The 25,887-nt window shown below is 72.1% G+C and carries 25 protein-coding genes; 13 read left to right on the top strand and 12 right to left on the bottom strand.

What is annotated here, in order from left to right:
• Positions 1–377: 377 nt before the first annotated feature.
• Positions 378–1,505: a hypothetical protein gene (locus KVT44_RS05635; RefSeq protein WP_217566305.1), complete on the top strand. Its 1,128-nt coding sequence runs from the start codon at positions 378–380 to the stop codon at positions 1,503–1,505.
• A gap of 11 nt (positions 1,506–1,516) precedes the next feature.
• Positions 1,517–2,629: a phosphotransferase family protein gene (locus KVT44_RS05630; protein WP_217566304.1), complete on the top strand. Its 1,113-nt coding sequence runs from the start codon at positions 1,517–1,519 to the stop codon at positions 2,627–2,629.
• Positions 2,630–2,642: 13 nt separating this feature from the next.
• On the opposite strand, the gene KVT44_RS05625 is transcribed toward KVT44_RS05630, so the two are convergent.
• Positions 2,643–3,080: a hypothetical protein gene (locus tag KVT44_RS05625; protein WP_099923826.1), complete on the bottom strand. Its 438-nt coding sequence runs from the start codon at positions 3,078–3,080 to the stop codon at positions 2,643–2,645.
• A gap of 267 nt (positions 3,081–3,347) precedes the next feature.
• Here KVT44_RS05625 and KVT44_RS05620 point away from each other — a divergent pair, with 267 nt between their 5' ends.
• The 4 genes from KVT44_RS05620 to fxsA all read left to right on the top strand — a co-directional run bounded on the left by KVT44_RS05620 (position 3,348) and on the right by fxsA (position 7,489).
• On the top strand, positions 3,348–3,788 hold the full coding sequence (locus tag KVT44_RS05620; protein WP_099923827.1) for an Lrp/AsnC family transcriptional regulator: 441 nt from the start codon (positions 3,348–3,350) through the stop codon (positions 3,786–3,788).
• A gap of 47 nt (positions 3,789–3,835) precedes the next feature.
• Positions 3,836–5,452 (top strand): amidohydrolase, encoded by a 1,617-nt coding sequence (locus KVT44_RS05615; RefSeq protein WP_217566303.1) that lies wholly within the window; start codon positions 3,836–3,838, stop codon positions 5,450–5,452.
• A gap of 539 nt (positions 5,453–5,991) precedes the next feature.
• Positions 5,992–6,786: a polyprenol monophosphomannose synthase gene (locus tag KVT44_RS05610; RefSeq protein ID WP_099923828.1), complete on the top strand. Its 795-nt coding sequence runs from the start codon at positions 5,992–5,994 to the stop codon at positions 6,784–6,786.
• Positions 6,787–6,919: 133 nt separating this feature from the next.
• Positions 6,920–7,489, top strand: a complete 570-nt coding sequence (fxsA, locus tag KVT44_RS05605) for an FxsA family membrane protein (RefSeq protein ID WP_095855845.1) — start codon at positions 6,920–6,922, stop codon at positions 7,487–7,489.
• A gap of 210 nt (positions 7,490–7,699) precedes the next feature.
• Here the strand turns inward: fxsA and KVT44_RS05600 are convergent, their stop codons facing one another.
• From KVT44_RS05600 to KVT44_RS05585, 4 genes are all read right to left on the bottom strand, one after another.
• Positions 7,700–8,074 carry an RNA polymerase-binding protein RbpA gene (locus KVT44_RS05600; protein WP_003977404.1) on the bottom strand — a complete coding sequence of 125 codons (375 nt, stop codon included), beginning with the start codon at positions 8,072–8,074 and terminating at the stop codon, positions 7,700–7,702.
• A 255-nt stretch (positions 8,075–8,329) separates the two neighbouring features.
• Positions 8,330–9,679 carry an MFS transporter gene (locus KVT44_RS05595; RefSeq protein WP_217566302.1) on the bottom strand — a complete coding sequence of 450 codons (1,350 nt, stop codon included), beginning with the start codon at positions 9,677–9,679 and terminating at the stop codon, positions 8,330–8,332.
• A 42-nt stretch (positions 9,680–9,721) separates the two neighbouring features.
• Positions 9,722–10,489, bottom strand: a complete 768-nt coding sequence (locus tag KVT44_RS05590; protein WP_217566301.1) for a glycerophosphodiester phosphodiesterase — start codon at positions 10,487–10,489, stop codon at positions 9,722–9,724.
• Positions 10,486–11,175, bottom strand: a complete 690-nt coding sequence (locus tag KVT44_RS05585; protein ID WP_217566300.1) for a YitT family protein — start codon at positions 11,173–11,175, stop codon at positions 10,486–10,488. Before KVT44_RS05585 ends, KVT44_RS05590 begins: the two co-directional genes overlap by 4 nt.
• 134 nt (positions 11,176–11,309) lie before the next feature.
• On the opposite strand from KVT44_RS05585, the gene KVT44_RS05580 reads away from it, so the two are divergent.
• On the top strand, positions 11,310–12,809 hold the full coding sequence (locus KVT44_RS05580; RefSeq protein ID WP_099925812.1) for a PLP-dependent aminotransferase family protein: 1,500 nt from the start codon (positions 11,310–11,312) through the stop codon (positions 12,807–12,809).
• A 137-nt stretch (positions 12,810–12,946) separates the two neighbouring features.
• Here the strand turns inward: KVT44_RS05580 and KVT44_RS05575 are convergent, their stop codons facing one another.
• Both KVT44_RS05575 and KVT44_RS05570 read right to left on the bottom strand, forming a co-directional pair.
• Positions 12,947–14,506, bottom strand: coding sequence for a hypothetical protein (locus KVT44_RS05575; protein WP_217566299.1), 1,560 nt, complete (start codon positions 14,504–14,506; stop codon positions 12,947–12,949).
• A 37-nt stretch (positions 14,507–14,543) separates the two neighbouring features.
• Positions 14,544–14,738: a hypothetical protein gene (locus KVT44_RS05570; protein ID WP_054236250.1), complete on the bottom strand. Its 195-nt coding sequence runs from the start codon at positions 14,736–14,738 to the stop codon at positions 14,544–14,546.
• 360 nt (positions 14,739–15,098) lie between these two features.
• Between KVT44_RS05570 and KVT44_RS05565 the strand changes: the two genes are divergently transcribed.
• The 5 genes from KVT44_RS05565 (at position 15,099) to KVT44_RS05545 (ending at position 20,480) form a co-directional block, all read left to right on the top strand.
• Positions 15,099–15,491, top strand: coding sequence for an ankyrin repeat domain-containing protein (locus tag KVT44_RS05565; protein WP_099923833.1), 393 nt, complete (start codon positions 15,099–15,101; stop codon positions 15,489–15,491).
• Positions 15,492–15,792: 301 nt separating this feature from the next.
• Complete coding sequence (locus tag KVT44_RS05560; protein ID WP_099925813.1) at positions 15,793–17,211, top strand: HEAT repeat domain-containing protein; 1,419 nt, start codon at positions 15,793–15,795, stop codon at positions 17,209–17,211.
• A gap of 139 nt (positions 17,212–17,350) precedes the next feature.
• Complete coding sequence (locus KVT44_RS05555) at positions 17,351–18,475, top strand: glycosyltransferase family 1 protein (protein ID WP_054236247.1); 1,125 nt, start codon at positions 17,351–17,353, stop codon at positions 18,473–18,475.
• On the top strand, positions 18,472–19,626 hold the full coding sequence (locus KVT44_RS05550; protein WP_217566298.1) for a glycosyltransferase: 1,155 nt from the start codon (positions 18,472–18,474) through the stop codon (positions 19,624–19,626). The genes KVT44_RS05555 and KVT44_RS05550 overlap by 4 nt, the downstream gene beginning before the upstream one ends.
• On the top strand, positions 19,623–20,480 hold the full coding sequence (locus KVT44_RS05545; RefSeq protein ID WP_099923835.1) for an SGNH/GDSL hydrolase family protein: 858 nt from the start codon (positions 19,623–19,625) through the stop codon (positions 20,478–20,480). Before KVT44_RS05550 ends, KVT44_RS05545 begins: the two co-directional genes overlap by 4 nt.
• Positions 20,481–20,507: 27 nt before the next feature.
• On the opposite strand, the gene KVT44_RS05540 is transcribed toward KVT44_RS05545, so the two are convergent.
• The 5 genes from KVT44_RS05540 to KVT44_RS05520 are packed head-to-tail and all read right to left on the bottom strand — an operon-like array spanning position 20,508 to position 24,977.
• On the bottom strand, positions 20,508–21,377 hold the full coding sequence (locus KVT44_RS05540; protein ID WP_217566297.1) for a biotin-dependent carboxyltransferase family protein: 870 nt from the start codon (positions 21,375–21,377) through the stop codon (positions 20,508–20,510).
• Positions 21,374–22,045, bottom strand: coding sequence for an allophanate hydrolase subunit 1 (locus KVT44_RS05535; RefSeq protein WP_217566296.1), 672 nt, complete (start codon positions 22,043–22,045; stop codon positions 21,374–21,376). The genes KVT44_RS05540 and KVT44_RS05535 overlap by 4 nt, the downstream gene beginning before the upstream one ends.
• Complete coding sequence (locus KVT44_RS05530) at positions 22,042–22,800, bottom strand: LamB/YcsF family protein (protein WP_217566295.1); 759 nt, start codon at positions 22,798–22,800, stop codon at positions 22,042–22,044. The genes KVT44_RS05535 and KVT44_RS05530 overlap by 4 nt, the downstream gene beginning before the upstream one ends.
• 30 nt (positions 22,801–22,830) lie before the next feature.
• Positions 22,831–23,661: a putative hydro-lyase gene (locus tag KVT44_RS05525; RefSeq protein WP_099923839.1), complete on the bottom strand. Its 831-nt coding sequence runs from the start codon at positions 23,659–23,661 to the stop codon at positions 22,831–22,833.
• Positions 23,658–24,977 (bottom strand): MFS transporter, encoded by a 1,320-nt coding sequence (locus KVT44_RS05520; protein WP_217566294.1) that lies wholly within the window; start codon positions 24,975–24,977, stop codon positions 23,658–23,660. The genes KVT44_RS05525 and KVT44_RS05520 overlap by 4 nt, the downstream gene beginning before the upstream one ends.
• A 171-nt stretch (positions 24,978–25,148) precedes the next feature.
• On the opposite strand from KVT44_RS05520, the gene KVT44_RS05515 reads away from it, so the two are divergent.
• Positions 25,149–25,853, top strand: a complete 705-nt coding sequence (locus tag KVT44_RS05515) for a GntR family transcriptional regulator (protein ID WP_217566293.1) — start codon at positions 25,149–25,151, stop codon at positions 25,851–25,853.
• Positions 25,854–25,887 lie beyond the last annotated feature (34 nt).

Genomic DNA, 25,887 nt, shown 5'->3' with positions numbered 1-25,887 from the left:
ACTCCGGGTCGTGGCGCCCCGGCAGCGTGCGGCCGCGCTCGGCCCAGGCGCGGATCAGCGCGCGGTAGATGGGGGGATCCTGGGGCGGCGGCGCGGCGGCTGCCGGCCGAACCGATTCTGCCGGAGCCGGGACGAAGATCCGGCGAGGCCGCTCGGTCGCCGCATAGGTGGGGGTCATACCGGGGCAACGCGCGGGCGAGCGCGCAGGTCACCCGCCCGCGTAATCGAGCGTGGGTTCGCGGCCGGCCCGTACGGGGGGCGCCCCGGCGCGCAGGTGTCTGGCCCCGGGCCGCCATCTGACGTACCGTCAACTGGCGCCGCCGGGGGCCGCACCTCTCCGGGGGACGTCAACCGCCGTGCCCCCAGGGAGGCTTGCCGTGCCCGACGACCGCCCCGTTGCCCTCGACGAGTACCCCGTGCACCAGGTGCCCCTGTCCATGAAGCACCTCGCGACCGGGGACCGGAACGCGTACGACCGCTGCATCTTCCACGTTTTCGACCACCAGGGCCGGGCGCTGCTGATCCTGGGTCTCGGCGTCTATCCGAACGTCGGGGTCGTCGACGCCTACGCCACCCTGCGACTCGGTGACCGCCTGCACGCCGTGCGCGCCTCGGACGCGCTCGGGGACGACCGGATGCGCCTCGCCGTCGGCCCGCTGCGCATCCGCGTCGAGCGCCCCCTGAAGACCTTCGTGCTGAGCTGCGCGGCCGATCCCGCCGACCCGGAGGGACTGTCGTACGAGATCACCTGGACGGCGGACTTCCCGGCCCTGTGGGAGCCGCACCACCTCCAGCGGCGCGGCGGCCGACTCACGCTGGAGGGCAAACGCTTCGTGCAGGCGGGGCACTGCGAAGGCTGGATCCGCATCGGCGGCGAGGAGATACGCCTGGAGCGCGGCCGCTGGACCGGCACCCGCGACCGCAGCTGGGGCGTGCGCCCGATCCCGGGGGAGGAGGGCGGCCGGCTCGCCGAGGAGAACCCGACGGAGGGCTTCCACTGGCTGTGGTGCCCGGTCCGGTTCGAGGACCGCTTCCTGATGGTCGTCGTCCAGGAGGACGCCGACGGCTACCGGACGCTGAACGACGCGACACTCGTACGTAACGCGGAGCGCGACCTGCAACTCGGCTGGCCCCAGACCGACATCACCTATCGCTCCGGCAGCCGCCACCCCACGTCCGCCGTCATCCACCTCACCCGTCCGGGCGACCGCAAGCCCATGGAACTGGACGTGGAGATGCTCACCTCCTCCCCGCTCGCCGTAGGCGCCGGCTATCCGCCCGCCGGCGACTGGCAGCACGGCACCTGGGTCGGGCGCGACTGGACCGACCGCCGCGCCTACGACCTCTCCGACCCGTCCGCGCACCCCCGCGCCGCGTACGGGGTGATCGACCACGCGGCCCGCTGCACGCTGGACGGGCAGGTCGGCCACGGGATCTTCGAACACGGCTCGTTCGGCCGCCACGATCCGAGTGGGTTCACCGGCTTCGACTCGGTCGCGCCCTGAGGGGGAACGAGATGGCCACGGCACCGCGCCCGCGCACGACCACCCGCGACCCGGAGGAACTGGGCCGAAGGCTGACCGCCTGGCTCACCGCCCGCCTCCCGGGGGCCAAGGCGGCCAACGTCACCGTCCCCGAGTCCAACGGCATGTCCAGCGAGACCCTGCTCTTCGACATCGAGCATCCCGAACCGCCGCTGACCGCCTGCGCGTTGAGGCTGGCGGCGGACCCGGCGGCGTACACCGTCTTCCCCGTCTACGACATGCCCCGTCAGTACCGCACGATGAGACTGGTCGCCGAGCGCACCGACCTCCCCGTGCCGCGGGTGCTGTGGCTGGAGGAGGACCCCGCCCCGCTCGGCGCGCCGTTCTTCGTCATGGAACGGGTCGAGGGGCGCGTGCCGCCGGACGTCATGCCCTACACGTACGAGGGGAACTGGCTGCACGCGGCGAGCGACCAGGAACGCGAACGGCTGGAGGCGGCCTCAGTAGGGCTCCTCGCCCGGCTGCACGACCAAGTCCCGCTGCCGGAAGCAGACTTCCTGACCTTCCCGGGTGAAGGCAGCCCCCTCCGTCGTCATGTTGAGGCCCAACGCGCCTACTACGAATGGGTGATTGACGGGCTGTCATGCTCACCCCTGATAGAGAGCGCGTTCGACCGGCTCGACGAGCTGTGGCCGCGTGACGAGGGCGAGGCGGTGCTCAACTGGGGCGACGCGCGCATCGGGAACGTCGTCTACGACGGGTTCGCCCCCGCGGCCGTCCTCGACTGGGAGATGGCGGCCCTCGCCCCGCGCGAGGTCGACCTCGGCTGGACGGTCTACCTGCACCGCTTCTTCCAGGACCTGACGGCGAGCTTCGGCCAGCGCGGACTGCCCGACTTCCTGCGCCGTGACCGCGTCGAGCGGCGCTATGCCGAACTCACCGGCCACACACCCCGGGACATGGACTTCCACACACTGTACGCGGCACTGCGGCACGCGATCGTCATGCTGCGCGTCGCCTACCGCCAGGTGCACTTCGGTGAGGTCGTCGTACCGCCGGACCCGGACACACTGATCCTGCACCACGGCAGCCTGCGAGCCATGGTGCAGGGCAGTTACTGGGAGGGACCGGCCGCCGGTCGCTGAACGCGAGGGCCGGTCAGGCGGCCTGACGGCGCATCTCGGGGACCCGCATCGGGCGCGAGGCCGGGCCGCCGACGTGCGAGAACGGCTGCGTCCGCCAGTCGAGTCCCTGAGGGAGCGTCAACAGGAGGGCGGTGTCCTGCTCCTGAGGCTCCACCGACTCGTCGGCGGGGCGGGCGTCGCCCGCCGCACGGCCCGTACCGGCGCAGACCGTCAGCCCGAACGGGTTCCACGGGGAGGCGCACAGCGCGTGCTCGGGCAGGCTCTCCTCGTCCGCCAGGAGCGCGATGGGCTGGGCGCAGTCCGGGCAGATCACCCGGTACATCTCGAAGGTGTCGTAGGCGTCGAACTCCTCACCGTCGACGGCGTCGGGTTCGACGCCCTCCGGCTCAGGTTCGACGACCAGCTTGGGCCGCCTGGATGCGGGACGACCAGGGCGCTTAAGACTCTGCATGGGATTCTCCCCCTCGGGTGGGCCGACAAGGCGCTGCGGCCTCGACCACAGCAAGCATTTCCCGTCCCGTCTCTGCGGTAATCACGAGAACATCACGGACCCGGTTGCGGCACTGTGTCGTTCGTCACATGCCGCCCGCAGGTGCCCGGCGCGGTGGGTTTGTCCACCAGGCGGTTCACAGTCAGCACTCTGCCACATCACAAAGCGGGTATGACCTGCGCGGCTGAGGTATCCGACGAGATCAAGGGCCCTGTAGGTTCTTGCGTCATGGAGGAGCTGGACCGACAGATCGTGCAGCTGCTCGTCGCAGACGGGCGGATGAGTTACACCGACCTGGGCAAGGCCACGGGCCTGTCCACGTCCGCCGTGCACCAGCGGGTGCGCCGGCTCGAACAGCGCGGTGTCATCCGCGGCTATGCCGCGGTCGTGGACCCCGAGGCCGTCGGGCTGCCCATGACCGCCTTCATCTCGGTGAAACCGTTCGATCCGAGCGCGCCCGACGACATCGCGGAACGCCTGGCCGGCGTGCCCGAGATCGAGGCCTGCCACAGCGTCGCGGGCGACGAGAACTACATCCTGAAGGTGCGGGTCTCGACCCCGCACGAACTGGAGGAGCTCCTCGCCCGCCTGCGCGGCCTGGCAGGCGTGTCGACCCGCACGACCGTGGTGCTCTCGACGCCGTACGAGGCGCGCCCGCCCCGCATCTGACCCACCCGGGGACCGACCGGACACCGGCAGGCGCGAGACTGTTCCCCATGAGTGAGAGCACCGCCACGTCGGACACCGTGCTGTTGCGCGGTGGAGAAGTCCACAGTCCCGCCGATCCCTTCGCCACCGCGATGGTCGTCGAACGCGGACAGATCGCCTGGGTCGGCTCGGAGGGCGCGGCCGACGCCTTCGCCGACGGGGTCGCCGAGGTCGTGGACCTGGAAGGCGCACTGGTCACCCCGGCGTTCACCGACGCCCACGTCCACACCACCTCCACCGGGCTCGCGCTCACCGGCCTCGACCTGTCCGACGCGCCCTCCCTGGACGCCGCCCTCGCCCTCGTACGCGAGTTCGCCGCCGCCCGCCCCGCCGACCGGGTGCTGCTCGGCCACGGCTGGGACGCGGCCCGCTGGCCCGGTGGCCGCCCCCCGACGCGCGCCGAACTCGACGAGGCGGCCGGCGGACGCCCGCTCTACCTCTCCCGCATCGACGTGCACTCCGCCGTGGTCACCACAGCGCTCCTGGACCTGGTCCCGGGGGTCACCGCACGAGCGGGGTACGCCGCCGACGGCCCCCTGACCCGGGACGCCCACCACGCCGTGCGCGCCGCCGCGCTCGGCGCCGTCACCCCGGCCCAGCGCACCGAGGCCCAGCGCGCCGCGCTCGCCCACGCCGCCTCCCTCGGCATCGGGTCCGTGCACGAGTGCGCGGGCCCGGAGATCTCCTCCGAGGACGACTTCACCGGACTGCTGCGTCTCGCCGCGGAGGAAGCCGGCCCCCGGGTCGTCGGCTACTGGGCCGAACAGGATGTCGAGAAGGCCCGGGCGCTGGGCGCGATCGGCGCCGCGGGCGACCTCTTCGTCGACGGGTCCCTGGGTTCGTACACCGCCTGCCTGCACCAGCCCTACGCCGATGCCGATCACACCGGCACCGCCTACCTGGACGCCGCCGCCGTCGGCGCGCATGTGGTCGCCTGCACCGAGGCGGGCCTCCAGGCGGGCTTCCACGCCATCGGGGACGCCGCCGTGACCGCCGTGGTCGAGGGAGTCCGCGCAGCCGCCGAGAAGGTCGGCCTGGCCCGTGTGCGCGCCGCCCGGCACCGCGTCGAGCACGCCGAGATGCTCCACCCCGAGACCATCGCCGGCTTCGCCGAGCTCGGCCTCACCGCCTCCGTGCAGCCCGCCTTCGACGCGCTGTGGGGCGGCGAGGACGGCATGTACGCCCTGCGCCTGGGCGCCGAGCGGGCCCGCGCCCTCAACCCGTTCGCGGCCCTGCTGCGCACCGGCGTGCCGCTGGCCTTCGGTTCCGACAGCCCCGTCACCCCCCTCGACCCGTGGGGCACCGTGCGCGCCGCCGCGTTCCACCGCACGCCGGAGCACCGGGTCTCCGTGCGCGCCGCGTTCACGGCGCATACGCGCGGCGGGTGGCGGGCGATCGGACGGGACGACGCGGGCGTCCTGGTGCCGGGCGCGCCCGCCGACTACGCCGTGTGGCGCACCGAGGAACTGGTCGTGCAGGCCCCCGACGACCGCGTCGCACGCTGGTCGACCGACCCTCGTTCGGGTACTCCTGGACTGCCCGATCTGAGCCCCGGCGGCGACCTGCCGGTGTGCCTGCGTACGGTCGTCGGCGGGCGGACGGTCTTCGTACGGCCGGGCGAGTGATCTCCGGGGGTGGCGCCGCGCCGATCAGCCGTCGCCGCCCCGTCGCGCGACCTGCGCATCCTCCGCGCTGACCAGACACTTGAGGGAAAACCAGCAGGTCAGACGAGTGTTGACAGCTGGCCTCGGGGGGCCGGTAGGTTCGGCCGGGTCCACCACCGGACGTCCGACCGGAGAACTTCCACGCAGTCGCCGGAGCGCCGCTGGGTCAGGGGTGGTGTGCCGCACCGGCGCACCACCACTGGGAGCCAGGCTCAGCGCCAGTGCGACGGCGAGGGAACGTTCATGTCTGTCGGAAGGGTGTGACCCGGGTGGGGCCCGGACGTCCAGTAGACAACGGCTTTCGGTCGACCCGCAGCCAGCGGGTCCCAGGTCGGCCCGAAGGGCGCCGGGCCCCGATCCGCAGTACGGTGCTCCGGCGCGGCGGGCTCTCTCTTACCCGGCTCTTGCCGAATCGACACCCCCGTACTAACGCGCCGACGCGTCAGTGCAGGCTGCGGCCACTATGGTGGACCCCTGCGTACGGACATGAAGGGGCAGTAGTGAACGACGGCGACGGGACCCTCGCGGCAGGAGCCAAGGGGAGGCAGTTCGGCCCGCTCGGCACGGCCTTGGTGATCATCCCGACCTACAACGAGGCGGAGAACATCAAGAAGATCGTCGGCCGGGTACGAGCCTCGGTGCCCGATGCACACGTTCTCGTGGCGGACGACAACAGCCCGGACGGCACGGGCAAGCTCGCCGACGAGCTGGCCGCCGAGGACGACCATGTCCAGGTGCTGCACCGCAAGGGCAAGGAAGGCCTGGGCGCCGCGTATCTCGCGGGCTTCGCCTGGGGCCTGGAGCACGGCTACGGCGTCCTCGTGGAGATGGACGCGGACGGCTCGCACCAGCCCGAGGAACTGCCCCGGCTGCTGACCGCGCTCAAGGGCGCCGACCTCGTGCTGGGGTCGCGCTGGGTGCCGGGCGGGCGGGTCGTGAACTGGCCCAAGTCCCGCGAGTTCATCTCGCGCGGCGGCAGCATGTACTCCCGCCTCATGCTCGACGTGCCGATCCGGGACGTCACCGGAGGCTTCCGTGCCTTCCGCCGCGAGACCCTCGAAGGTCTCGGACTCGCTGAAGTCGCGTCCCAGGGGTACTGCTTTCAGGTGGACCTGGCCCGGCGTGCGGTCAAGTCCGGTTTCCACGTCGTCGAGGTGCCCATCACCTTCGTCGAGCGCGAGCTCGGCGACTCCAAGATGAGCCGCGACATCCTCGTGGAGGCGCTGTGGCGGGTCACCACGTGGGGCGTGGGGGAGCGGGTCGGCCGGATCACCGGCCGGAAGCACACGTCTTAGGAGCGCTTGCGAAGTGGGGGGCGGGCCCGGGTGGGGCCGCCCCCCCACTCCCACTGCGCCCTCACTTCACTCCACAGCTACGGCTGATCATCCGCTTATCCCGTACTGAGCTGTGCCCAGGCACACTGGGTGCATGACGACTGGCGCACCGACCCCTACATACCCCGCGCGGCCGCGGCGATCCCGGCTGCGCACCTACCTGCCGCTCGGCATCGCCGTCTGGCTGGTGCTGGAGATCTGGCTCCTGACCGTGGTCGCGGGCGCGGCGAGCGGTTTCGCGGTCTTCCTGCTGCTGGTCGCCGGTTTCATCCTCGGTTCCGTGGTCATCAAGCGGGCCGGCCGCCGTGCCTTCCGCAACCTCACCGAGACGCTGCAACAGCAGCAGAGCGGGGTGCCTCCCACGAGCGGGGGCGGCGAAGGCAACGGGCTGATGATGCTCGGCGGTCTGCTCCTGATGATCCCCGGGCTCATCTCCGACGCGCTGGGCCTGCTCCTGCTGATCCCGCCCGTCCAGAAGGCCCTGAGCCGTTACGCCGAGCGAGCCATCGACCGCAAGATCCGCGAGGCCGCGCCGGGCAGCGTCGGTGACGCCTTCCAGCAGGCCCGTATCCATCGCCCCGACGGCAAGGTCGTCCAGGGCGAGGTCATCAGGGAAGAGAACCCGACGACGGACCCGGGCCCGCGTCCGCCACTGAACCGCTGACGCTGACCTCGGCCGTGGCTGGGTAATCGGGTGCGGGTGAGCGGGGGCTGGTCGCGCAGTTCCCCGCGCCCCTGAAGGGGCGCGATGGCCTGCGCCGGCCCTTATCCACCGCACCGCCACGCGCACAACGCACAGAGCCGCGGGCCCCGTACGACTTGCGTACGGCGCTCGCGGCTGCGTGCGTGGTATGCCGCCCAACCCCCGGAGGGGTTACGCGGACTTGCGGCTGTCCCGCGGATGCACCGCGATGTTCATCGCGCCGGAGCGCAGAACGGCCAGGCGCTCCTCGAGGACCTCTTCGAGCTCCTCTCGGGTGCGCCGCTCCATCAGCATGTCCCAATGCGTACGCGCGGGCTTGGCCTTCTTTTCCTCAGGGCCGTCGCCGTCCACCAGGAGTGCCTGGGCCCCGCAGACCTTGCACTCCCACTCCGGCGGAATCTCCGCCTCGACCGAGAAGGGCATCTCAAACCGGTGCCCCTTCTCGCATGCGTACTCCACGGCCTGGCGCGGGGCCAGGTCGATGCCGCGGTCCGTCTCGTAGCTGGTCACCACGAGGCGCGTGCCGCGAAGAGCTCGCTCACTCATGAATCGTGCCTCCCGGGCTTGTCGCCCACAGGACAGGTGTCGCTGTCGTCGTCATCCGGTCAACGTCCGGTCGGCGGTAAAGATTCCCGTTCCGGGTCATGCGTCGCCGTCGTAGCCGCCCCTTGTTGTACCCACCGGCGCCCGGTTTGTCACATCTGGCAGCAGATGTCACCCAACGCTTCAGTATCTTTGACGCGCAGTAACGGTACGCCTGGCAGGCCAAACGCGTACACTACCGGCCTTTGGCCTCAGGTGCTAAATCCTGTCCGGAACGGGATTACCCGCGTCGCGCACGGCCTGCCGCACCGGAACCCTCGCGAGCAGCACGAATCCGATGACGAAGAAGGCCACGAGCGAGATGATCGCGTCCCGATAACTTCCCGTCAGCTGGTAGGTCAAACCGAACAGAAGCGGGCCGAGCCAGCTCATCCCCCGGTCGCTCATCTCGTACGCGGAGAAGTACTCGGCCTCCTTCCCGCTCGGCACCAGATGGGAGAACAGCGAGCGCGAGAGCGCCTGGCTGCCGCCCAGGACCAGGCCGATCCCGGCGGCCAGGACGAAGAACCAGACGGGCGCGCCCGCCGGCAGGAAGTATCCGGCGCCGAGCGGCACGGTCCAGGCGACGAGCGAGCCGAGGATCGTGCGCTTCGCGCCGTAGGTCCGTGCGAGCCGTCCCATCCCCAGGGCGCCCCCGACCGCGAGCACCTGCACCAGCAACACGGCGACGATCAGGGTCGACTGGCTCAGCCCCAGCTCCTCCGATCCGTACACCGACGCCTGCGAGATGACCGTCTGGATGCCGTCGTTGTAGACGAGGTAGGCGAACAGGAAGGCGAGGGTGAGCGGTGTGCCCCGCATGTCCCGCACGGTGGCCGCCAGCTGCCGCCATCCGTGCCCCGGCGCCTGCCCCGCGGACGCCGTGGGCCGGTCCCGCAGCCGCTTCAGCGGTACGAGCGTGAAGGCGCCCCACCAGATGCCCGCCGAGGCCAGACAGATGCGGACGGCCGTCGACTCGGAGACGCCGAAGGAGCCGTGGGCCGAGTACAGGACCAGGTTCACGACCAGCATCAGCGAGCCCGCCGCGTAGCCGAAGGCCCAGCCGCGGGACGAGACCGCGTCACGCTCCTCGGGCGGGGCGATCTGCGGCAGGTAGGAGTTGTACAGCACCATCGACACGGCCACCGAGGCATTGGCGACGATCAGCAGCAGACCGCCGAGCAGATAACGGTCGCCGTCCAGGAAGAACATGCCCGTGGTGGCCGTGGCGCCGAGATAGGCGCAGAGCGCGAGCAGGGGCTTCTTGCGGCCGGTGCGGTCGGCGGCCGCGCCCGCCATCGGCATCACGAAGATCGACACAATGACGGACGCCGAGACCGCGTAGGCGAAGAAGGAGCCGGCGCGGACCGGGATGCCCAGCGGATGGACGAAGCCGTCCGCGTCCGCCGCGTGCTTGGCGACGGAGGTGAGATAGGGGCCCAGGAACACGGTGAGCACGCTCGTCGAGTAGACGGAGCACGCCCAGTCGTAGAAGTACCAGCCGCGCTGCTCGCGCCGCCGTTCGGTGACCTCGTCGGTCGCCTGTGCCCGCACGGTCTCGGTGCCCACCCGTGCCCCTCGCTTCCCGCTGAACGGACCGCGCGAGAGGGCTCAGACCCAGGTGCCCCGGTCCTCCAGGACCCTGCGCAGCGTGTCGATGTGATCGGTCATGATGCCATCGACGCCCAGGTCCAGGAGCCGGTGCATCCGATCGGGTTCGTTGACCGTCCACACGTGGACCTGCAGGCCGCGCGCGTGGGCGGCGCGCACGAAGCGCCGGTCGACCACCGGCACGCCCGACTGGTACTCGGGCACCTGGGCGGCGATCGCCGAGTCGCGCAGTGCGGCCGGGATGCCGTACGAGCGCAGCCGCAGCCCCACGACACCCTTGGTGCCGTACGAGGTCGCCAGACGAGGTCCGGCCAGACGCTGGGCGCGGAAGACCCGCGCCTCGGAGAACGAGCCGACGCAGACGCGGTCCCAGGCGTCGAGGCGGCCGATGAGGCTCAATAGGGGGTGGAGGGCGGGTTCGGCCTTGACGTCGACGTTCCAGCGGACGTCGGGGAAGGTTTCGAGGAGCTCCTCGAAGAGGGGGACCGGTTCCTTGCCCGCCACGCGCGCGTGGCGCACGTCCTCCCAGGGCAGGTCCGCGATCCGGCCCGCGCCGTCCGTCACTCGGTCCAGGGTCGCGTCGTGGAAGGCCACGAGCTTGCCGTCCGACGTCGCGTGCACATCCGTCTCGATGTAGCGGTAGCCCGTTTCCACCGCGCGGCGGAACTGGGCGACGGTGTTCTCCAGACCGTCCGCCGCGCCGCCCCGGTGGGCGAAGGCGATCGGGCCGGGGTGGTCGAGGTACGGGTGGCGTATGCGCGGGCTCACCCTGGAAGTATCGCTCGCTCCGGTTGACCGGCGGCAACGACGGTGCTGCCCCCCGGTGCCGGGCGGACGGCGAACACGCGCAGGAACAGCTGGGCGAGCGGCCCGATCGCGACGGCGTACAGCACCGTGCCGATGCCTACCGTGCCGCCGAGCGCGAATCCGGTCGCGACGACCGCCACCTCCAGGACCGTGCGCACCAGCCGGACCGAGCGGCCCGTACGCCGGTGCAGGCCCGTCATCAGACCGTCACGGGGACCCGGACCGAAGCTGGCCGAGATGTAGAGACCCGTGGCCACACCGTTCAGCACGATGCCCGCCACGAGCAGCGGAATCCGTACGGCCAGGGAGTGGGCGTCCGGCACCACGGCGAGGGTGCCGTCCATGGCGATGCCGACCACGAACACGTTGGAGACCGTGCCGAGGCCCGGACGCTGGCGCAGCGGGATCCACAGGAGCAGCACCGCCGCGCCCACGAAGATCGACACCACGCCGATCGTCAGACCGGTCAGTTCGGCGAGCCCCTGGTGCAGCACGTTCCAGGGCTCCAGACCGAGGCCCGACTCCACCAGCAGGGCCGAACTCGCGCCGTACAGCGCGAGGCCCGCGTACAGCTGGACGAGGCGACGAGGAAGCCGTCGCCCGGATCCCCTGCGCTCCCGGTGCGGGGAGTCGGCGTGTGTGGACAAGAGGTCCCCCTGTGGTGATGACCCGTGATGGTCCGTGATGAACCGCGGTGGTGATGGTGGCCTGGCTCGTGACATTCTGTGGCCTGAAGGAAGACGCCATCCAAGGCCAATCCGAGGAAGGTGGACTGGGAATCATGACGCAGTGGACTTCAGCGATGGGAGCCGCGCAGCTCGCACGGCTGCTCAACTCCCAGCAGGAGCGCCCCGCGGGGCCCGGCACCCGCCGCCCGCCCGCCTATCGCGCGCTCGCCGACGGCATCCGGCTGCTCGTCCTCGAAGGCCGGGTTCCGGTCGCCGCGCGGCTGCCCGCCGAGCGGGAGCTCGCGCTGTCCCTCTCCGTCAGCCGTACCACGGTCGCGGCGGCCTACGAGGCGCTGCGCGGCGAAGGGTTCCTGGAGTCCCGCAGGGGAGCGGGCAGTTGGACCGCCGTCCCCGCCGGGAACCCGCTGCCCGCGCGCGGCCTCGAACCGCTGCCGCCCGAGGCCCTCGGCTCCATGATCGACCTCGGCTGCGCGTCACTCCCCGCGCCGGAGCCCTGGCTCACCCGTGCCGTGCAGGGTGCCCTGGAGGAGCTGCCACCGTACGCGCACACGCACGGCGACTATCCGGCGGGGCTGCCCGCGCTGCGCGCGATGATCGCCGAGGGGTACACCGCGCGCGGCATTCCGACCATGCCCGAGCAGATCATGGTGACGACCGGCGCGATGGGCGCGATCGACGCCATCTGTCATCTCTTCGCCGGGCGCGGCGAACGCATCGCCGTCGAGTCCCCCTCCTACGCCAACATCCTCCAGCTGATGCGGGAGGCGGGCGCCCGGCTCGTCCCCGTCGCCATGGCCGAGGGGCTCGCCGGCTGGGACGTGGAGCGTTGGCGCCAGGTCCTGCGCGACGCCGCGCCCCGGCTCGCTTACGTCGTCGCCGACTTCCACAACCCGACGGGAGCCCTCGCGGACGAGGACCAGCGGCGCCGCCTGGTGGACGCGGCGCGGTCGGCGGGGACCGTACTGGTGGTCGACGAAACGATGAGCGAGCTGTATTTGGAGGAGGGGCTGTCGATGCCCCGGCCCGTGTGCGGCTTCGACCCCTCCGGGTCCACGGTCATCACCGTGGGGTCGGCCAGCAAGGCGTTCTGGGCGGGGATGCGGATCGGGTGGGTCCGTGCGGCCCCCGATGTCATCCGCAGTCTCGTCTCCGCGCGCGCGTACGCCGACCTCGGAACGCCCGTGCTGGAGCAGCTGGCCGTGAACTGGCTTTTCAGCACCGGGGGATGGGAGCGGGCCCTGGAGATCCGGCGTGCGCAGGCCCGGGAGAACCGGGACGCGCTCGTCGTCGCCGTGCGCCGTGCGTTGCCCGACTGGGAGTTCACTGTGCCGCGGGGCGGGCTGACGCTGTGGGTGCGCACCGGCGGGCTGTCCGGCTCGCGGATCGCCGAGGCGGGTGAACGGGTGGGGGTACGGGTGCCCTCCGGGCCGCGGTTCGGGGTCGACGGCGCCTTCGAAGGGTATGTGCGGCTGCCGTTCACCGTGGGGGGTGCGGTGGCCGAGGAGGCGGCGGTCCGGTTGGCCGCGGCGGCGCACCTGGTGAAAACGGGCGCGACCGGGGGCAACGAAGCCCCCCGCACGTTCGTGGCCTAGCAGCCGACCGGACCCCGGGTGGGTTCGTCGGGTGGGGGGCGGTGGGGGCGGGGGCGCAGCCCCCGCCCAGGGGCGCGGGGAACTGCGCGACCAGCCCCCACTCACCCGCAGCCGAACTCCACAGCCAGGGAGCCCGCTCAGCCCTCCGCTACCGCGGCCTCCGTGGGGATCGGGTCCGCCTCTGCCGGAGTCGTGCGTTCCGGCAGGAGGTCCAGGACGGCGCGTCGGTGGGTCTCGCTGGTGGCGTCGTCGTAGGGGTCCGGCGTAGCCGGCACCTGGAGGCGCAGGACGGGACCCGCGCCCAGCCGGGCGTACCCGCGGCCGGGCGGTACCTCCCGCGTAGGAGTGGTGTGCGGCGGCGCGCCGAGGACGGCTTCCAGCTGGACCGGAGACGCCGGACCGAGGACCACGCGCGCGCGGGTGTGCTGCTGCACGGCCTCGCTGAGCGCCTCGAGATCCTCGAACTGCTCGGCGATGACGACCGTGACGCCCGCCGCGCGCCCGTGCCGGAGCGGGACCTGAAGGAGTGCCTGGGGATCGTTGCGGCCGTCGGCGGCGGCGAAGTGTCCGAGCGCGCTCGGCCGGTCGAGCAGGATCCACAGGGGGTTCTTGGTGTCGTCGGGGGCCGGGTGCCCCGCCTGCCGCGCACGGTTGGCGGAGATCAGCCGCCGCTCCGTCTCGTTCGCGGCCCACTCCAGACTCGCGAGCGCCCCGGCGAGGCCGGACTCGACGGCGAGGACGCCGGCCCGGCCGGTCAGGCACGCGTACTCGCCGGTGTTGCCGCCCTCGACGATGACGACATCGCCGTACTGAAGGGCCTGGAGCGCGATGGAGCGCACGAGTGTGGTCGTGCCGCTGCCGGGATTGCCGGCGATCAGCAGGTGCGGCTCGGTGGAGCGGATGCCGGTGCGCCAGACGACCGGGGGGACGTCTCGCTGTTCCTCCCCGTAGGTGAGGGGGAGGGTGCGCTGGACGTCGGCCGGGTCGGTGAAGCCGAGGACCGTCTCGCCGGGTGAGGTGACGAATCGCTGGGCGGCGATGTCGGTGGGAAGCGGCGGGAGGACGGTGACGGTGAGCTCGTTGCCCTCCTCGTCCCAGTCGAAGTGGTACTCGCGCCCGCGGCCCGACTTGGCGTGCAGAAGCTGCTCGATCCGGGCCCGGGACTCCGCCTCGCCGTCCGTGAAGTACGCCGGGTAGCGGATGAGCAGCCGGGACACGCGCCCGTCGTCGTCGAAGTCGTGCGTGGGGAAGGCCTTCTCCCAGTCGCCGCCGTGGGCGTACAGGGGGGCCGGGTCCTCGGCCACGGAGAAGTACGGGACGAGGGCGTCGTACAACGACTGGAGTCGTTGGATCTGTGCCTCGTCGGGGCCCGTGGGCTCCGACGAGGCCTGCTGACGGCCCGTCCACGCCGCCGCCGCCATCAGGGTGATGGCGGCGAGCAGCGGTCCGTACGGCACCAGCGCCACGACCAGGATCACCGAGGCCACCAGGAACAGCAGCGGCCCGCGCCGGTCCTTGGGGGTGGCGGCCCACTTGCGCCCGCCGGCGGCTGCCAGCCGGCGCAGTCCACGGGTGACCGTGATCAGTGGGTGGAGGACGTCGGTGGCGCTGTCGGCTGCCGTTCGGGCCAGCTCCCGGCTTCGGGCGATCTGTGCGCTGCCGTTGCTGAGGATGCGGGGGAGAGGGCGCCGGGCCACTGCTGTCTCCTGAAGGTGCGTGCGATGGGCAGGGACGTCAGAACTTGATCCCGCCGAGGAGGCTCGCCAGGCTCTCCCCGCCTGCCTTGATGCTCGGCGCGATGGCCGTGCTGGCGAGGTAGAAACCGAAGAGCGAGGACACCATGGCATGCGACGCCTTGAGTCCGTCCTTGCGGAAGAAGAGGAAGACGATGATGCCGAGCAGGACGACGCCTGAGATGGACAGAATCATTTGTGCTCTCCTGGTTCGTGGGGACAGTCACCATGAGTACTTCCAGGATCACAGGATGTATCCATACGATAAAAGGTGCAACTGAGTGAAATTCGGCTGATTTCATCCAGTCGGCAGAGCTGTTCCGGGCCCCCTGGGCAGGTCTGTTGCCCCCTGTCGGCTCTTGGGTGGCTTGTGGTGATCTTTGCCTCGGTCGGCGCCGGTCATGTGCCGCCGGAGCCAGTACGCTGGCGAATCACCCGTACGGCCGCACACTTCGCTGTCGTACGGACCTGCGCATGACAGCCCACCCGCTGTCGTACGCTCCCGCAGTCCCCCATGACGTAGCTGTCGTTGTCCTTGTGAGAGGTGGTCCGGCCGATGAGTGAAGCCCCCGACCCCGAAGTCGTGGAGCTGGCGACCAAGATCTTCGATCTCGCGCGCCGAGGGGAGACCGAGGCGCTCGTGGCGTACGTCGACGCGGGTGTTCCGGCCAACCTCACCAACGACCGCGGTGACTCGCTGGTGATGCTCGCCGCCTACCACGGTCACGCCGAGGCGGTGCGCGCCCTGCTGGAGCGCGGCGCCGAGGCCGACCGCATCAACGACCGCGGCCAGACCCCCCTCGCGGGGGCCGTCTTCAAGGGCGAGGCGGCGGTCATCCGCGCGCTTCTGGACGGCGGCGCCGACCCGGCCGCGGGCACCCCCTCGGCCGTCGACACCGCCCGGATGTTCGGCAAGACGGAACTTCTCGAATTGTTCGGCGCGCACTGATTCGAACACGCTGACCAGGTACAACACCGAAAACGGGGGAGGCGGTACGGGGCCGCCGGAAATACGGTCGCGGCAAGAAGAACTGCCGAGTCATCATGACGTCGTGATTCATGGACGCGATGGCTGGGCAGATGTTGCCGCACCGCGCGGGCCGTGACGCGGCCCGTATGGGCCCACCAACGAGAGGCAGAGGAAGATGGTCTACAGCAAGCAAGAAACGGCGGGCGCTCCGACGTGTTGTCACGCGGCCAGGTAATGCAGGATCCCGGTTGCGTCGACGCTTGATGTGAGGCTGTTTCCCATGTTCGATCCGGTCATAGCGCCCAGCGGTACGCTGCTCGGCCTGCTTCAGAGGGGCCGCGGCGACGGTACGCTGCACGCGCTCACCGCACCGCGAGCCGAAGCGCTCGCGGCACTGAACCACTGTGTGCTGCGCGATCCCCGCCACGACTGGCAGGTGGAGAACCGCTCCCTGTACTACGCCCGTCTCTACCTCGATCTGAGCGGTGAGCTCGACGAGATCGAGCGGCACCTCTTCGACGTCGAGGACGTCCTCGACGACTGCGAGTCACGCACGGGGCTCGCCCTCGCGGTCCTCGGCCACCTCGCCTCGTACGGCAGGCGGGACGCCCTGGAACTGCTGCGCAGGTACGCCGCCTCGGGCACCAACTGGGCCTGGGCCCTGGACGAGCTGGCCCTGCGCGACGACGACGCGGGACTGCGCGCCCTCGCCGTGCCCGTCCTCGCCCGCTTCCCGGCCGATCCGGAGGGCGAGGCCGCACTCGTCGCCCAGGTGCGCGACGCCTTCGAGCCCCGGCCCTGGCGGCTGTGGGCGGACGACTCCCGCGAATCCATCGCCACGCGGGTGCGGGCCGCCCAGGAACAGGGCTCCTTCGACCGATGGCAACGGCAACTGCGCCCCACCGGGCCACGTCCGGGGTGGAGCGTGCGGGCCGTGTTCGAGTGGGCCCAGCAGGGCCTCGACCGCGGAGCCGCACTCCATGTGCCGGCCGCGCGCTGCCTCACGGCCGTCGCGGGACCCGAGGACCGGCCCGAGATTCTCCAGGCCGCCCGGGACGGCGGCGACGGAGCGCGCTGTACCGCCCTGCGCTACCTCGCCGACAGCAACGATCCGGACGCTCTCGATCTGATCGAGGCCGCCGCGACCGGCGGCACGGCGACCGTCGGGGAGGCCGCCGTCGACGCGTTCGAACGTATGCGCAGTGTCGCCGCCGTCGAGCGGGCCCGACGGTGGGCCGAGCGGCCCGACGCCCTCGGCGCCGCCGCGGGACGGATGCTCGCCTGCCGGGGCGGCACCAAGGACAGCGAACTGGTGCTGGGCGCCCTGCGCGAGGCCGTACGCGGCGAAGGCCCCGACGCGCCCACGCTCTGGACCCTCGTCGACGGAGCCGGACGCCTCGGCATCGTCTGCGCCGCACCCGTACTGCGCCATGTCTACCGGGAGACGGCGTCGTCCCATCTGCGCGGGCGAGCCGCCCGCGCCCTCGCCGCCACCGACCCCTCCTTCCCCGCCGGCTTCGCCGTCGAGTGCCTGTGGGACTGCGAGGAGTCGACTCGCGAGGTGGCCGCTCGACACGCCGAAACCGGTGACGCGCGCGTCGTCGATCAGTTGCGGCGGCTGGCGTCGGATCCGGCCGAGGAAGCGGAAGTACAGACAGCCGTACGCAGCCGGATCGGGCCCGACGCACCCGCCGTATGAACACGAAGTGACTCGCGGGTCAGGAGGGCGTGGCCGCGGGCTGACCTGGAAAAGCGTGCAGTACAACGCTCACGGGGCGTTCCCCGGTAGGAAAGATCGACGTTGACGCGGCCACGTCCAGCACGGCGACAACACGGGTATGCGTGTCGTCATCGTGACCGAATCCTTTCCCCCCGATGTGAACGGCGTGGCCCACTGCGCGCTCCAGACCGCCCGGCACCTCGTCGATCGCGGTCACGCTCCCCTCGTCGTCGCCCCGGCCACTGCGGCCGGGCACGGGCCCGACGCCCTCGCGCCGTGCCCTGTCGTCCGTGTCCCCTCCCTACCGCTCCCCGGCTACCCCCAGGTCCGCGTCGCTCTCCCCAGCCGACGCGTCGCCGCCGCGATCACCGAACACCGCGCCGACATCGTCCACCTGGCCAGTCCCTTCATCCTCGGCGTCCGCGGCATGGCGGCCGCCGCCCGGCTCGGCGTCCCCGCCGTCGCCGTCTACCAGACCGACCTCGCCGGTTACGCCCGTACGTACGTGGGCGCGGGCGAAGCCACCGCCTGGCGGCGCATCCGCTCCGTCCACGCCGCCGCCGACCGGACGCTCGCCCCGTCCAGCGCGGCCCTGCACGACCTGGAGGCACACGGTGTGCCCCGGGTGCGGCTGTGGCCGCGCGGTGTGGACACCGTCCGCTTCCGCCCCGAGCACCGGGACGAGGCCCTCAGGCGCGAACTGGCGCCGAACGGTGAGCTGATCGTCGGCTACGTCGGCCGGCTGGCCCCCGAGAAGCAGGTCGAACTGCTCGCCGGAGCCTGCGGCCTGGAAGGCGTACGCGTCGTGATCGTGGGCGACGGGCCCAGCGAGACGAGCCTGCGCGAGGCGCTGCCCGGCGCCGTCTTCCTCGGGCGTCGCACCGGCGACGAACTCGCCCGGATCTTCGCCTCCCTGGACGTCTTCGCGCACACCGGCCCCTTCGAGACCTTCTGCCAGACCGTCCAGGAGGCCATGGCCAGCGGCGTACCGGTCGTCGCACCCGCCGCGGGCGGACCGCTGGACCTGGTCGCACACGGCCGTACGGGGCTGCTGGTGCCGCCCCGCGACGAGGCCGCCGTGCGCGACGCGGTGGGGGCGCTCGCCGCCGATCCGGCGCTGCGAGCGGCCTACGGCGCCGCCGGGCGGGCCACCGTCGAGGGCCGCACCTGGGCGGCCGTCGGCGACCAGCTCATCGACCACTACGCCGACGTGCTCACCGCGCGGACGGTGGTGGCGGCATGAGCCTGCGCATCGTACGGCTGGCCAACTTCGTCGCCCCCGCGTCGGGCGGTCTGCGCACCGCCCTGCGGGAGCTCGGCAGCGGCTACCTGGCCGCCGGACACGAGCCCGTGCTCATCGTCCCCGGCGAGCGTGCCACCGACCGCGAGACCGAGCAGGGGCGGGTCATCACGCTGCCCGGTCCGCTGCTGCCCGGAACCGGCGGCTATCGCGTCCTCACGGACAAGCGGCGGGTCGCCCGCGTCCTGGAGTCGCTCGCGCCCGACCGCCTCGAAGTCTCCGACCGGACCACCCTGCGCTGGACCGGGGTCTGGGCGCGGCGCGCCCGGGTGCCCGCGGTCATGGTCTCCCACGAGACCGCCGACGGCGTGCTGCGGACCTGGGGGCTCTCCAAGGGAATGGCCCGCAAGGCAGCCGACGCCCTCAACATCCGTACGGCGCACACCTACGCGCGGGTCGTGTGCACCACGGAGTTCGCGGAGCGCGAGTTCGTCCGCATCGGGGCCCGCAATGTCGTACGGGCCCCGCTGGGCGTCGACCTGGTCGGCCGGCACCCCGGGCTGCGCGATCGCGAGGTGCGCGAGCGGTACGCGCGCGCGGACGAGGTGCTGCTCGTGATGTGCTCCCGGCTGTCCGTCGAGAAGCGGCCCGGTACGGCGCTCGACGCGCTGGAGGCGCTGCTGCGGCGCGGCGAGCGTGCCGTGCTCGTCGTCGCCGGGGACGGGCCGCTGCGGGCCCGGCTCGAACAGCGGGCCCGGGAGCGGCGGCTGCCCGTCACCTTCCTCGGGCATGTCGCCGACCGCGCGCTGCTCGGCGCGTTGCAGGCCTCCGCCGACGTGTGCATGGCACCGGGGCCCGCCGAGACGTTCGGGCTGGCCGCCCTGGAGGCGATGGCCTGCGGTACGCCCGTGGTGGCCAGCGCGGTGTCGGCGCTGCCGGAGGTGGTCGGCTCCGCCGGAGCCACCGCCGCGGACAGCGGGGACTCCTTCGCGGACGCGGTACGCCTGCTCCTGGGGCGTCCCGAGGCCGCGCGCAGGGAAGCCGCACGCGCGCGTGCGGAGTGTTTCGGCTGGGACACCGCCGTGGAGGCGTTCCTCGCCGCGCACGACGCGGTGGTCGAGTCCCGGCCCCGCCTCCAGGAGGGCGTCGGATGAGACCCCTTCGGTTCGTCGCCCTCGGGGACTCGTTGACCGAGGGCGTGGGCGACCCCGTCGGCGAGGCCTGGCGGGGCTGGGCCGCGCTGCTCGTCGACGGGCTGTCCGACGGCCCGGACACGTCCGTGGAGTTCACCAATCTCGCGGTGAGCGGGGCCCAGACGCGCGACGTCCTGGAACGGCAGACCCCGGCGGCGCTGGCCCTGGCTCCGGACGTGGTGTCCGTCGTGATCGGTGTGAACGACACCCTTCGCTGCACCTTCGACATCCACGCCGTGGCCGCGCGCCTCGACCGGGTGTACGCGGCGTTCCGGGCCCAGGGCGCCGTCCTGCTGACCGCCTGCCTGCCGGATCCCGGCGCGATGCTCGGGCTGCCGGGGGTGCTGGCCAGGCCCCTGGCCCGGCGGCAGCGGGCCGTCAACACGGTCGTGCACGCCCTGTCCGAGCGCCATGGAGCCGTGCATCTGCATGCGGCGGAGGGCGCCTGGCTCATGGACCGCGCGATGTGGAGCGCGGACCGGCTGCACCCGGGGGAGCGGGGGCACCGGCAACTCGCCCTGCGTTTCCACGCACTGCTCGAACAGGAGGGCATCGCCACCGGGGACACCCCCTCGGCCGAGCCGGAGTTCCCCGCGCCCACACGGTCGGCCAGCCTGTGGTGGCTGGCCACCGCGGGGACGGGGTGGGTGGCCCGGCGGTGCACCGACCTGCTGCCGCAACTGCTCACCCTGGCCGCCGCCGAGGTGCGCCACCGGGCGCGCGGCACCAGCGCCCGGCTCGACCTCAGCGCCTCGCACGCCGTGGCGTCCGCGCTGGCCGCCCTGTCGGTGGCGGAACAGCCGGACGCGGCATGACGGTTCGAGGTGGTGGGCCCGAGCTCGTCAGCGGCGGCGTACGAGCATGAAGCGCACCGGCGTGCCCGGGACCGCCTGAGCGGCCGCGGGGAGGTCGGCGCCACGGACCACCGCGATCACCGGGTACCCGCCGGTGGTCGGATGGTCGGCGAGGAAGACGACCGGTCTGCCGTCGGGCGGCACCTGCACGGCGCCCAGCACCATGCCCTCACTGGGGAGTTCGCCGGAAACGGCCCTCTCCAGTGAGGGCCCTTCCGTACGTAGCCCTATGCGGTTGCTCGCGGAGGACACCCGGTAGGTGCCCGTCGCCAGGGTCCGCAGGGCCGAGGCCGTGAACCAGTCGTCGCGCGGGCCCGGTGTCACCCGCAGGACCAGCTCCAAGGGCGGCCCCGGATGCGGAACCACGTCCACACGCGTGTGCATGCCGTTGGGGCGCCCCAGAGGCAGCACCGTGCCGTCCGTGAGCGGCGGCGGACCGAGCCCCGAGAGGAGGTCCGTGGAGCGGCTGCCGAGGACCGGATCCACGGCCACTCCGCCGGCGACGGCCACGTAACTGCGAACCCCCGCGCGGGCCGGGCCGATGTCCAGCAGCGCTCCGGCGGGGACGCGCACGGGCGCTCCCCAGGGCGCCGGACGGCCGCCCACCGTGACCGGGCACGGCGCGCCCGTGACGGCCACGGTGACCACCGAACGCGGACGCAGGGCGCATCCGTTGAGCGTCGTCTCCAGTACGGCCGCCTCGACGGGGTTGCCGACGAGCCGGTTGGCCAGCGCCGCGGCGGGCGCGTCCAGCGCGCCGGAGCGGGGTACGCCGAGGTGGGCGTGGCCGGGGCGGCCCCGGTCCTGGACGGTGGTCAGGGCCCCGGCGCGCACGACGGCGAGGGCCCGGTCGGTCATGAGCACCCCACCGGTACGAACCGGACGCGCGTCCCAGGGGCGAGCAGCGCGGCCGGCACGCGCGCGTGGTCCCACAGCACCGCGTCCGTCGTGCCGATCAGCTGCCAGCCGCCCGGCGAGGAGCGTGGGTAGACGCCCGTGTACGGGCCCGCGAGCGCCACGGAACCCGCCGGAACCGCCGTCCGCGGAGTCGCCCGGCGCGGCACGTCGTACCGGGCCGGCAGCCCCGTGAGATAGCCGAAGCCGGGCGCGAACCCGCAGAAGGCGACACGGAACTCGGCCGCCGCGTGGATCACGGGCACCTCGTGCTCGGGCACCCCCCACAGAGCGGCGACATCCGCCAGATCGGGACCGTCGTACCGTACGGGGATCTCGATCGCCTCCTCCGCGCGCGCGGTGTGCGGTGGGATCTGCCACCCGGGGAGCTGCTCCGCCAGCCGCCGGGGGTCCTCCAGACCGTCCAGGAGGACCGTGCGGGCGGCGGGGACGATCTCCGTGGCCGAGAGCGAGCCCTCGGCGCGGCGGCGCAGCAGTTCGGCGTGCAGGGCCTGGGCCGCCGCGACCGAGGAGACCTCGACGAGCAGGGCGTGGTCACCGACCGGCAGCGCCCTCGTGCCGTCGGCGGCCGGTGACGCCTGTGTGCTGCCGGCGGCCGGAACAGCCTTCATACGAAGGCCTTCACGGGGACGCCGGAGGACTCCAGACGCGCGCGGACCCGACGTGCCAGGTCCACCGCGCCCGGGGTGTCGCCGTGCAGGCACAACGAGCGGGCACGGACCGGGATGCGCGCCCCGGAGTGGGAGGTGACCATGCCGAAGCGGGCCAGGCCCAGCGAGCGCTCGACGACCGCCTCGGCGTCCGTGATCACCGCGTCGGCCTGGGTGCGGGGCACCAGGGTGCCCTGCTCGGTGTAGGCGCGGTCCGCGAACGCCTCCGTGGCGGTGGGCAGTCCGGCCCGCTCGGCCACCTTCAGGAAACGGGAGGACGGGAGACCGAGGACGGGCAGCGCGGCGTCCGCGAGCAGCACGCCCTCGACGACCGCCGCCGCCTGCTCCTCGTCGTGCACGACGCGGTTGTAGAGCGCGCCATGCGGTTTCACGTACGACACGCACGCCCCGGCCGCGCGTGCGAAGACCTCCAAGGCACCGATCTGGTAGGCCACTTCGGCAGCCAGCTCGTCGGGCGGCACGTCCATCGCGCGCCGCCCGAAGCCCGCCAGGTCGCGGTAGGAGACCTGGGCGCCGATCCGTACACCCCGCTCGCCCGCCAGCTCGCACACCCGCCGCATGGTGGCCGCGTCCCCGGCGTGGAAGCCGCAGGCCACATTGGCGCTGGTCACGACGGACAGCAGTTGTTCGTCGTCGGTCAGCCGCCAGCGGCCGAAGCCCTCGCCGAGGTCGGCGTTGAGGTCGATCGGGGTCATGAGGTGCGGTCTCTCCTTCGTAGGTCGTTCTCAGGCCACGCGGTACTGCTCGTCGCGGGCGTCGGTGAGGAACATCTGGCCCGGTGCGTGGGTGATGGCGAAGGGCGGGCGCGACGCCATCACGGCCGCCTGGGGTGTCACCCCGCAGGCCCAGAACACCGGGATGTCGTCCGGCTCGGCGTCCACCGCGTCGCCGAAGTCGGGGCGCGAGAGATCCTCGATGCCCAGCCCCGACGGCTCGCCGCAATGCACCGGGCTGCCGTGCACGGCGGGCAGCAGGCTGCTCTCCCTGATCGCCGCGGCCACATGCTCGGGAGGGACCGGGCGCATCGACACCACCATCGGTCCGTGCAGCCGCCCGGCGGGGCGGCACTCGCGCTCCGTCACGTACATGGAGACATTGCGGCCCTGCTCGATGTGGCGCATCGGGACGCCCGCCTCGGTCAGCGCCCACTCGAAGGTGAAGCTGCATCCGATGATGAACGACACCAGGTCGTCGCGCCAGCGGTCGATCACGTCCGTGGGCTCGTCGACCAACTCGCCGTGCTCCCACACCCGGTAGCGCGGCAGGTCCGTGCGCAGATCCGCGTCCTCGGCGAGCGGAGTGGTCCAGGAGCCGGCGTCCGTGACGTCGAGGACCGGGCAGGACTTCGGGTTGCGCGTGCAGAACAGCAGCATGTCGTACGCCCAGTCGGCGGGCACCGAGATCAGGTTCGCCTGGGTGTGGCCGGTGGCGACTCCGGCGGTGGGACCGGACACGCCCGAACGGAACCGGGCGCGCGCCTCCTTGGGGGTCCACCGGTGCGCAGAGCCGTCGATGGGGAGGAGGCTCGAAGGGCGTTCCTGGAGGGTGTGCTTCACAGCAGTTCCTTCCCACGCGTCTCGGGGAGTCCGATCAGTGCCAGGGCGGCGAGGGCGTAGCCGATCGCGCCGAAGACCAAGGCGCCGCCCACACCCCAGCTGTCGGCCAGGAAGCCGACGGTGGTGGGGAAGGCGGCCCCCACGGCGCGCCCGGTGTTGTACGTGAAGCCCTGCCCCGTGCCGCGCACCGCCGACGGGTACAGCTCGCTGAGGAAGGAGCCGAACCCGCTGAAGATCGCCGACATGCAGAAGCCGAGCGGGAAACCGAGCACAAGGAGAAGCGTGTTGGCGCCGCTCGGGATGTTGGTGTAGGTGAGGATGCAGGCCGCGGAGAGGATCGCGAAGAGCAGGATGTTCCGTTTGCGGCCCAGTTTGTCGGTGAGATAGCCGCCGGTGAGGTAGCCGATGAAGGCCCCGGAGATCAGGAACGTGAGGTAGCTGCCGGTGCCGACGACGGACAGGCCGCGCTCCGTCTTCAGATACGTGGGCACCCAGGTGGCCAGCGTGTAGTAGCCGCCCTGCACGCCGGTGGAGAGCAGGACCGCGAAGAAGGTGGTGCGCAGCAGGCCGGGGCCGTCGGCCGAGGCGGGCTTGAAGATCGCGGCGAACGAGCCCTTCTCGGCGCTCTTCTCGCGCACGGCGGCCGCCTCCGGGGCGTCCTGCACCCGACGCCGCACCCACACGACGAGCAGTGCGGGCAGCGCGCCGGTCCAGAACATCACGCGCCAGGCGAGGTCGTCGCCGAGGAACTGGAAGACAAGGGTGTAGACGATCACCGCCAGCCCCCAGCCGACGGCCCAGGAGCTCTGGATCGCGCCGAGCGTGCGCCCCCGGTGCCTGGCGCTCGAGTACTCGGCGACGAGGATCGCGCCGACCGCCCACTCACCGCCGAAACCGAGGCCCTGAAGGGCACGGAAGACCAGCAGCGTCTCGTAGTTGGGCGCGAAACCGCAGGCCACCGTGAACACCGCGTACGTGATCACGGTGATCATCAGTGCCTTGACACGTCCGATCCGGTCCGCGACCACACCCGCGATCGCGCCGCCGACCGCCGAGACGACCAGCGTCACGGTGGTGAACAGACCGGTCTGGCCGCTGTCCAGGCCGAAGTACGCCGCCAGCGCGACCATGCTCAGCGGCAGCGTGAAGTAGTCGTACGAGTCCAGGGCATAGCCGCCGAACGCGCCGGCGAACGCCCGGCGGCCCTGCGGACCGAGGGCGCGCAGCCAGGCCAACGCGCCGTCGTCCGAGGTGAGTTCATTCGTTCCGGGGTGTGCACCGGTGGTCAGGGCCTGTGGTGGAGGGGTCGTGCTCATGGGCACCTCGCAGTGGGAGGACGGAGGGTGCTTGGGGACTGAGCCGTGCCGTGCGGAAGCCGTCGGCGCTCGGGTGAGCGGGTGGCGCCGTGTGTAGCAAGGTAGAGGATCGTTGAACGATCCCTCAATACCCGTGTTGTTTCGTTCTTATTTCTGCGATTGAATCCGGGCATGGCAGAGCTGACGGGACTGGCCGACGATCGCGCCCTGCTGGGCCGCACCAGCACCGCCGAGCGGGTCTCGGACATCCTCAGGAGCCGTATCGCCGAGGGGTACTTCCCGCCCGGGACACGACTGTCCGAGGACAGCATCGGCGGTGCGCTCGGCGTCTCCCGCAACACACTGCGCGAGGCGTTCCGGCTGCTCACGCACGAACGACTCCTGGTGCACGAGCTCAACCGCGGGGTCTTCGTACGGGTGCTGACCATCGATGACGTCGAGGACATCTACCGCACCCGCACCCTCGTCGAGTGCGCCGTGGTCCGTGGCCTCGGCGAGCCGCCGTACGCCGTGGACGACCTCGCCCAGGCCGTCGCCGACGGGCAGCGGGCGGCGCGCGAAGGTGACTGGAAAGGCGTCGGTACGGCCAACATCCACTTCCACCGGGAACTGGTGGCGCTCGCCGGGAGCGACCGCACCGACGAACTGATGCGCAGCGTCTTCGCCGAACTGCGCCTCGCCTTCCATGTGGTGGCCGACCCACGGCGACTCCACGAGCCGTACCTCGCGCGCAACCGCGAGATCCTCAAGACGCTCCGGGCGGGCGACCGCGACGAGGCCGAGCGACTGCTAGCGGTCTATCTCGACGACTCGCTCACCGGGGTCGTGGAGGCCTATGCGCGGCGGGTCACCGACGGGGCGCAGGGGATCGGCTGAGCCGGGTCGTGGTTCTCGGGGACGGCCGCGGCGG

The organism is Streptomyces sp. GbtcB7, from assembly GCF_019091445.1.
Classification (GTDB): domain Bacteria; phylum Actinomycetota; class Actinomycetes; order Streptomycetales; family Streptomycetaceae; genus Streptomyces; species Streptomyces mirabilis.
Note: the sequence above shows the minus strand (reverse complement) of the source record. Positions and strands in the feature narration are given on the sequence as shown.

Bases quoted from the DNA above. Each gene is read 5' to 3' on its own strand.
- KVT44_RS05570 (WP_054236250.1), bottom strand. From the start codon at position 14,738: ATGATTCTGTCCATCTCAGGCGTCGTCCTGCTCGGCATCATCGTCTTC.
- KVT44_RS05520 (WP_217566294.1), bottom strand. From the start codon at position 24,977: ATGAGCACGACCCCTCCACCACAGGCCCTGACCACCGGTGCACACCCC.
- KVT44_RS05515 (WP_217566293.1), top strand. From the start codon at position 25,149: ATGGCAGAGCTGACGGGACTGGCCGACGATCGCGCCCTGCTGGGCCGC.
- fxsA (WP_095855845.1), top strand. From the start codon at position 6,920: ATGACGACTGGCGCACCGACCCCTACATACCCCGCGCGGCCGCGGCGA.
- KVT44_RS05620 (WP_099923827.1), top strand. From the start codon at position 3,348: ATGGAGGAGCTGGACCGACAGATCGTGCAGCTGCTCGTCGCAGACGGG.
- KVT44_RS05555 (WP_054236247.1), top strand. From the start codon at position 17,351: ATGCGTGTCGTCATCGTGACCGAATCCTTTCCCCCCGATGTGAACGGC.
- KVT44_RS05615 (WP_217566303.1), top strand. From the start codon at position 3,836: ATGAGTGAGAGCACCGCCACGTCGGACACCGTGCTGTTGCGCGGTGGA.
- KVT44_RS05530 (WP_217566295.1), bottom strand. From the start codon at position 22,800: ATGACCCCGATCGACCTCAACGCCGACCTCGGCGAGGGCTTCGGCCGC.
- KVT44_RS05565 (WP_099923833.1), top strand. From the start codon at position 15,099: ATGAGTGAAGCCCCCGACCCCGAAGTCGTGGAGCTGGCGACCAAGATC.
- KVT44_RS05600 (WP_003977404.1), bottom strand. From the start codon at position 8,074: ATGAGTGAGCGAGCTCTTCGCGGCACGCGCCTCGTGGTGACCAGCTAC.
- KVT44_RS05550 (WP_217566298.1), top strand. From the start codon at position 18,472: ATGAGCCTGCGCATCGTACGGCTGGCCAACTTCGTCGCCCCCGCGTCG.
- KVT44_RS05540 (WP_217566297.1), bottom strand. From the start codon at position 21,377: ATGACCGACCGGGCCCTCGCCGTCGTGCGCGCCGGGGCCCTGACCACC.
- KVT44_RS05580 (WP_099925812.1), top strand. From the start codon at position 11,310: ATGACGCAGTGGACTTCAGCGATGGGAGCCGCGCAGCTCGCACGGCTG.
- KVT44_RS05545 (WP_099923835.1), top strand. From the start codon at position 19,623: ATGAGACCCCTTCGGTTCGTCGCCCTCGGGGACTCGTTGACCGAGGGC.
- KVT44_RS05560 (WP_099925813.1), top strand. From the start codon at position 15,793: ATGTTCGATCCGGTCATAGCGCCCAGCGGTACGCTGCTCGGCCTGCTT.
- KVT44_RS05630 (WP_217566304.1), top strand. From the start codon at position 1,517: ATGGCCACGGCACCGCGCCCGCGCACGACCACCCGCGACCCGGAGGAA.
- KVT44_RS05625 (WP_099923826.1), bottom strand. From the start codon at position 3,080: ATGCAGAGTCTTAAGCGCCCTGGTCGTCCCGCATCCAGGCGGCCCAAG.
- KVT44_RS05535 (WP_217566296.1), bottom strand. From the start codon at position 22,045: ATGAAGGCTGTTCCGGCCGCCGGCAGCACACAGGCGTCACCGGCCGCC.